The sequence below is a fragment of the Pontibacter sp. HJ8 genome, from assembly GCF_054824225.1.
Window position 1 is genome coordinate 1 of record NZ_JSYF01000479.1, and the last position, 6,552, is coordinate 6,552.

Annotated in this window: 3 protein-coding genes; all 3 read right to left on the bottom strand. The window is 47.2% G+C overall.

The window, feature by feature from the left end; genetic code table 11:
- A partial coding sequence (locus tag OB13_RS18120) for a glycoside hydrolase family 16 protein (RefSeq protein WP_461491594.1) occupies positions 1 to 511 on the bottom strand: 511 nt, incomplete at its 3' end.
- Between the two features lie 194 nt (positions 512 to 705).
- Positions 706 to 2,697, bottom strand: a complete 1,992-nt coding sequence (locus OB13_RS18125) for a RagB/SusD family nutrient uptake outer membrane protein (RefSeq protein ID WP_461491595.1) — start codon at positions 2,695 to 2,697, stop codon at positions 706 to 708.
- A 10-nt stretch (positions 2,698 to 2,707) separates the two neighbouring features.
- Positions 2,708 to 5,968, bottom strand: coding sequence for a SusC/RagA family TonB-linked outer membrane protein (locus tag OB13_RS18130; RefSeq protein ID WP_461491596.1), 3,261 nt, complete (start codon positions 5,966 to 5,968; stop codon positions 2,708 to 2,710).
- Positions 5,969 to 6,552: the final 584 nt, after the last annotated feature.

A 6,552-nucleotide genomic window follows, 5' to 3' on the forward strand; every position in this document is an offset into this window, starting at 1 on the left:
TTTTCTGTTTTAAGTTGTCGATGTAGTGGCTGTGCAGGGTCTGGTACACAATGGAGTCGTAGTTGAGGTGCTCCATGATGTCAATCTCCCCGCTGTGTGGCCAGCCGCCATACCTGGCATCTTGTGGCATAAGCCAGATGGCAGGCCAGGAGCCCTTGCCTTTGGAGAGCTTGGCTCTCACTTCTACTTTGCCATAGCGGAAGGCAAATTTGTCTTTGGTTTGAATGCAGGCAGTCTGGTATTTGGCCGTGTCGGCCGGATCTTCGTTCCGGATGCCGCGCAGGTATAGCTGGCCATCTTTTACAAAGGTAGTGGAGGGATTATCGGCGCAATAGCAGGCCCAGTCGGGGGAACGTCTGCCGGAGAAACTCCATTTGGTTGAGTCGGGTGCCCCGTCTTTTTCAAATTCTTCCTCCCACAGCAGGACCCAGTCAGAAGAGCCTCCTTTCTGGGGCAGAGAGGTACAACTTGTACAGATGATCAACAGGAAAGCCCAAAACCACTGCTTCATTTTTCAGGTATTCATGTAAGGAGTAAAAGGGACTGCACAATCCGAGCGGAATGGCAGCCCCTTCATCACCTTAATCTAACATTAATCTATTTACTCTAATCTAATCCTAACTTTACATGTACCGGTCATAATTCAGCGCATGCTATACCTTGGTAAAAGGCGCTGGTGATGACTGGTTTTGCAAGCAACACGCCTTACTCAATGGCACCCGCATTGGCCTGCGTTGGCCAGCCCGGATTCTGATAGATCACAGATGTGCCTACATCTCCGGCGTTACCGGTTATGATGAAGTTCTGTACAGCGATCGGCTCTAAGTAATGCGCAAAAGCCCATTTGTAACCTTCCCTTACCGGGTTGCTGGCAGTCAAGTTAACCTGGTATGGACGCAGGTATAGGCTGGATGATTTTTTAGAAACGTTGGCTGTTTTTCCAGGCGTTTCCGCTTCGATCAGCTTGGAAGTACCATCGCTGTTCTTATACCATTCCTGCATCGGGCCCCAAACTTTGAAACCTTCTATTACATAAGGATTGGCCTTGAGTTGGTCCAAAGCTCTCCAACGTTTCAGGTCGTAGTATCGCAACCCTTCTGCTACCAACTCGCTGCGCCGCTCACGGCGGATGTTGTACAAGGTCGCATCGGACAGCAGGTTACCGGCTGAATAGGCGGCCAGGTCATTTTTAGCCTCTTCGTTCATATTAGTGGCATTGATTGTCACTTCAAACTCCGGGTTAACACCTGCGCGCTGGCGGATGGTTCTCCAGTACTGGGCAGCCTTTCCGTTGATGCTCTTCTCTTTGAGGTAAGCAGCCTCAATGTAGTTCAGATATGCCTCTACAGCCCTGAAAACGATACTGCCGGTAGAGCCATTGCTACCTTGGGAGTTGGCCCACAGGTAAGAGAAGCCCTTCTTAACAGCATAACCGGTTACATAGCGCGTTTCTGCCAGGCCTACAATATCCGGTTTACCTTCGAGTATCAGGCTGCCATCAAGATTTGTCCTGTCGGTATAGCGTAGCTCGCCAGGAGCCTTCATGAAGAGCTGCAAACGGTTATCACGTTCTGCCTTCACATCTGCAATGTAGTCGTCTCCTTTGTACTCGGAGCCAGCTGCATAAATGGGCAGGCCGTTCTTCATGAGGAAGTTATCCACTAATCCTCTTGAATACCCGGTGTTGCCGCCGTTCTGGTTGATGTAGTGGTTCACATTATGATTTATACCTTGGGTCGGATCATACTTGCGCCATAACAGTACCTCTGAGTATTTCGACATGTCAGCATCCGCGAACATGGTGAAATACGGGTTCTGGGAAGAATTGTAGCCGTTGTCCTTCGTGTTGTTGACCAGAGGGACGGCATCTGCTACCTGTTCGGATGCTTGCATGGCCTGCGTCAGGAAATAATCAATTTCAGAATCAATACTGATATTGAAGTTTTCCACTTTACCTGCACCCGGCCAGCCTGGTCCGCCAGGCACATGCGCAGTGCCTTTGTGGTACATAAGCCAGGTAGCTTCATGCAGGGCCACGCGCGATTTCAGCAGCAACGCGGCATGCTTTGATATGCGATTTTTGCCGCCTGGAGGTGCTGTACTTAGCAACTGAATGGCCGAATCCAGATCAGAGATTATGAATCGCGCCACTTCATTGCGCGGCCTGCGCTTGGACATTGCCACCAGTTCTTCCATCTTATCCGGCAACGTATTTTTGATGATTGGAAAATCCCCAAGCCACTGTACTTTGTTGAAGTACTCATAAGCCCGCAGGAAGTAACCTTCCCCAATGTAGTGGGAAACATTTGCAGGGGCTCCAGTAATTTTATTCTGCTTCCAGCGCGGTACGGCTATTTCCAGGAAGTAATTTGTATGCCGGATCTGAGAAAACTCCCAGCTACCTCCTGTCTGCGGAACACGCCACTCACCGGGTACCCAACGGGTAGCAAAGCCACTGGTCACCTGATTGTCGGTATGATTGTCGGTGCCATGGGTTCCGACAGTAAAGCCCCCGTGCGTTGGGAAGTTGTACCGGGCTATAGTATACGCGGCCAGATCGGCCTCATTCCAAAGGTAATTGGAAGGTGTGACTTCTGAGAGTGGCTCCCGGTCCAGGTATTCGTTGCAGCTGGTTATCCCCAGGAACCCCAGGAAGGCAAGTGCTGCATATAATTTATGGGTTAGAAATCTTTTCATTACAAATCAATTAGAAGTTAACACTAAGGCCGAAGGAGTACACTTTTGCTAAAGGATAGGTCTTGCCATCGTTCCAGCCGCTCAAAGCCACCGTTTCAGGATCGAAAATGCTGATCATCTTTGTGAAGGTCAGCAAGTTCTCTCCTGATACATAAATCCGGGCCCGTGATATACCTGCCACAGATGAGAATCTTTCAGGTATGGTATAACCGATCTGAAGGTTTTTCAATCTTAAATAAGCTGCATTCTGCAAGTAACGGGTTTGTGTCTGCTGATTTTTGCCAGTGTTGAAGTATGGTTTAGGGAAATAAGAATCGAGGTTTACTCCGGCTACACCTGCCTTCACCATTCCTGAATTTTCATCCCGGTAAAAGTCCATGTGTTCATCAAAGCCTGCTGATTGCCACATGCCGCCGTTAGCACCCCAAAAGTAAGGCCCGTTTGGCATATAGTCTCTCTTACCCACGCCCTGCATGAAGACTCGGATATCGAATCCTTTCCAGTCACCTGTAAGATCCATGCTATACCTGTATCGGGCGGAACTGTTCCCAATGATAGACCGGTCACCGGTATTTTCCAATATGCCGGATCCCCCATCGATTTTGCCATCTTTGTTCAGGTCAGCATACATAATATCACCTGCCCCCCAGTTGTTGCCCATACCGTTCTGATTTGCACCAGCCAGGTGAGCTTCCATTTCTTCTTTGGATTTAGCTATACCCACAGTCGTGTACCCCCAAATCTCTCCCATTTTTCTTCCATCATACCAGGTAGAGATGTTGCCGGTCATGTTCGGAAACTTAGTAATGGTTTGCTGGTCGTCCGAGAGGACACCACGTATACCATACCCAAACTCGCCTATGCGGTCCTGCCACTTCGCCTCTAGCTCAAAACCATAAGATTCCATATCCGAGTTATTCAGTTTAGGTACAATAGTGCCAAGCGTAACAGGCAGCTCAAGAGCTGGCCCAATCATGTCAAATGTTTTGCGCTTGTAATAATCTGCGTTAACAATTAATCGGTTTCTCAGCAAGCCCAGGTCAACACCTATGTTCCAGCTCGTTACTCGCTCCCAAGATAAATAGGTACTTATCAATAGAGGTGCACTGGCTGTATTGGGTCTCTGGCCATTAACAAGCCAGACTCCATTGTTGAAACCAAGTGGCATGGTGGGAAAGAAAGGGTGTAAATTTTGTGTGTTTTGATTTCCGAGCTCGCCATAAGACCCCCTTATCTTGAGCATCTGGACTGCATCATCAAACGTCCAGAAATTTTCTTCTGCTACGTTCCAACCTGCCGAAATAGAGGGAAACATATTCCAACGTTTTTCTCTTATGAAGCGAGAAGAACCATCATAGCGGGCGTTCAGCTCAAGCAGATAGCGTCCCTTATAATTATAGTTCAGACGACTGAAGAAACCGGCCGTAGACCAGTGCTGGTATTGACCATCAGTGAGTTTATTATCATTGGAAGCCGTATTGATAGTAGGTATTGCGGGGTTAATCAGGCCGGTTTTTGAGCCCGCAAGCGTACGGTAATTCATCAGTTCCGTGTTGAACCCGCCCAGTATTTTGAAATTATGACTATCCTGGATCTTAAATTCGTAATCTGAGTAAATATTAGCCGTAAAGAAGTTTTCTTTACGTACAGATTCAAAAACCGAACTATACCCTCCTGAATTCCATCCTACAGCCACAGGATATGTTTCTCCGTTCACATTATAAGCATAAGCAGGAGTCACATCGCTGTGGTAGTTGTTATTCGTGATACGATAATTGGCATCCGCTATGATATTCCAGCCTTTAGCAGGCGTGATCGTCAGCTGGCCCTGCTGGTAAAGCCAATCCGTCTGATCCTTTATACGTCCGCCATCCAATAGCTGCGCGATCTCGCTTGGGTCCGTAAAATTACCATTAGGATCTCTGGCTGGAACAGTCGGCCAGCGACGGGCAACATTGTGGTAGAATAAGTCTGTCAGGTGTGTCGCTTTGGTGTAATCCTCGCGTATATACCTTGTAGAATAATTAAATTTGGCAAACTTACTCAGCTTGGTATTTATTTTACCTGTAAGGGTATACCGCTTAAACTCATCGCCTCCATAACGCGACAAACCTCCCTGGTCCAGGTAGCCTGCCGAAGCAAAAAACTGTGTGTTTTCGGTACCCCCGTTGATGCTGACTGCATGATCCTGTGAAAATGCAGAACTTTTGTATTGTTCCTTAAACCAGTCTGTATTCCCATTGGATCCGGTATAATATTCATACCTGTCTCCATTAGCATTCGGCACCGTTCCATAATCTATCTCACCTCTCTGATATTTCACGATCCGGTCCAGCACTTCATTAGAAAACTTAGGTCCTTCCCCGTCGTTGGCCGATGCTTCATTCCAGTAAAGAGCAAACGTGTGTGAGTCCATCATGGTAGGCAAACCAATCGGACTCGTAGAGCGAAAGTTATTGTTATAACTTACACTCGTCTTTCCTGCTTTACCTTTCTTTGTAGTAATCAGGATAACACCAAAGGGCGCCCGGGAGCCATAAATGGATGAGGCAGCCGCATCTTTCAATACAGAAATTGATTCAATATCCTGTGGGTTGATCGTGTTGAGGTTTCCTTCCATCCCATCGATCAGCACCAGTGGACTGGATGTTGCACCGTCGCCGATTGATCCAGCACCTCGTATATTGAAGCTTAAGTTTTGGTTTAGCTCACCCCCTAATCCGGCAGTTTGCAAATTCAAACCGGGTACGAGCCCCTGCAGTGCCTGGCCCACATTCTGTACAGGGCGTGACTCCAGTGATTTGGAATCAACTGTAGAAACAGAGCCTGTCAGGTTTGCTTTTTTCTGAGTGCCGTAGCCTACTATTACTACCTCGTCCAGCGCTTTCGAGTCCTCCTTCAGCACGATGTTAATAGTCGAGCGGCCATCCACAGGCACTTCCTGCTTCACAAAGCCTATGAAAGAAGCAATCAGCGTACCGGAGCTGCTAGGCAGGTTGAGTTTAAAGTTACCTTCCGCATCAGTTGTTACACCTGTTGAGGTTCCTTTTAAAACAACCGCAACACCTGGAAGCGGCTCCCCTTTATCGGATGTTACTTTTCCCTGCACGACAGTCGCCTGTCGCGAAGCAGCAAGGCCTGCGCCTGCATTTGGTGTAACCTGCCTTCCCGGATTATTTGTCCTGAGGGCAGCCAGCACCTGACCATCAACTGGCACACTCATAGAGGCAGCCAGCAACAGCAAGATGGAAAGCTTTGTAGATTTTGTCATATAGGCACTTTCATTAAGGTGAGTAGAGAATTTAAATAAGTACAATTATTTAAGGAAGGTAACTGCGGGGCACCTTCTACTTTATCAGTTATAATAATGGATAAAAAAACTAGGATATGCACCCGGGAATAAGTGCCTTCAACACCCCTTTACCAGTTAAGTATTTTTAAAATAAAGCTGAAAAATTAGGACGTACACGCACGACTCTCGTCCACTCTCAGCCTATATAGCGATTAAACATACTGGTTTATATTTAAATATGCAATATGTTATACATAAAAATGTGCACGTGCACGCTACTTATTTAAAAAAGTGCCTTCGTCTTGTTGAATACTCAAAAAAGATGTCCTAACATTGATTAATTTTAAGGAATCCTTGTCCTATACTTCAGATAGGCGCCTTAGCTAATATTGAATAAGTATAAATAAAATGAGCTAAAGGCTTTTGCGAAGGGAATGTGGATCAGGTTGTTGCTAGCCATGCTTGTGCAGCCCTGCCGATGACGGGAAAATGATGGGCGAAAAAATCGGCCTCCCCGGAATACACAGTATTCCGGGGAGGCCGATACTAATTAAGCAAAGCAG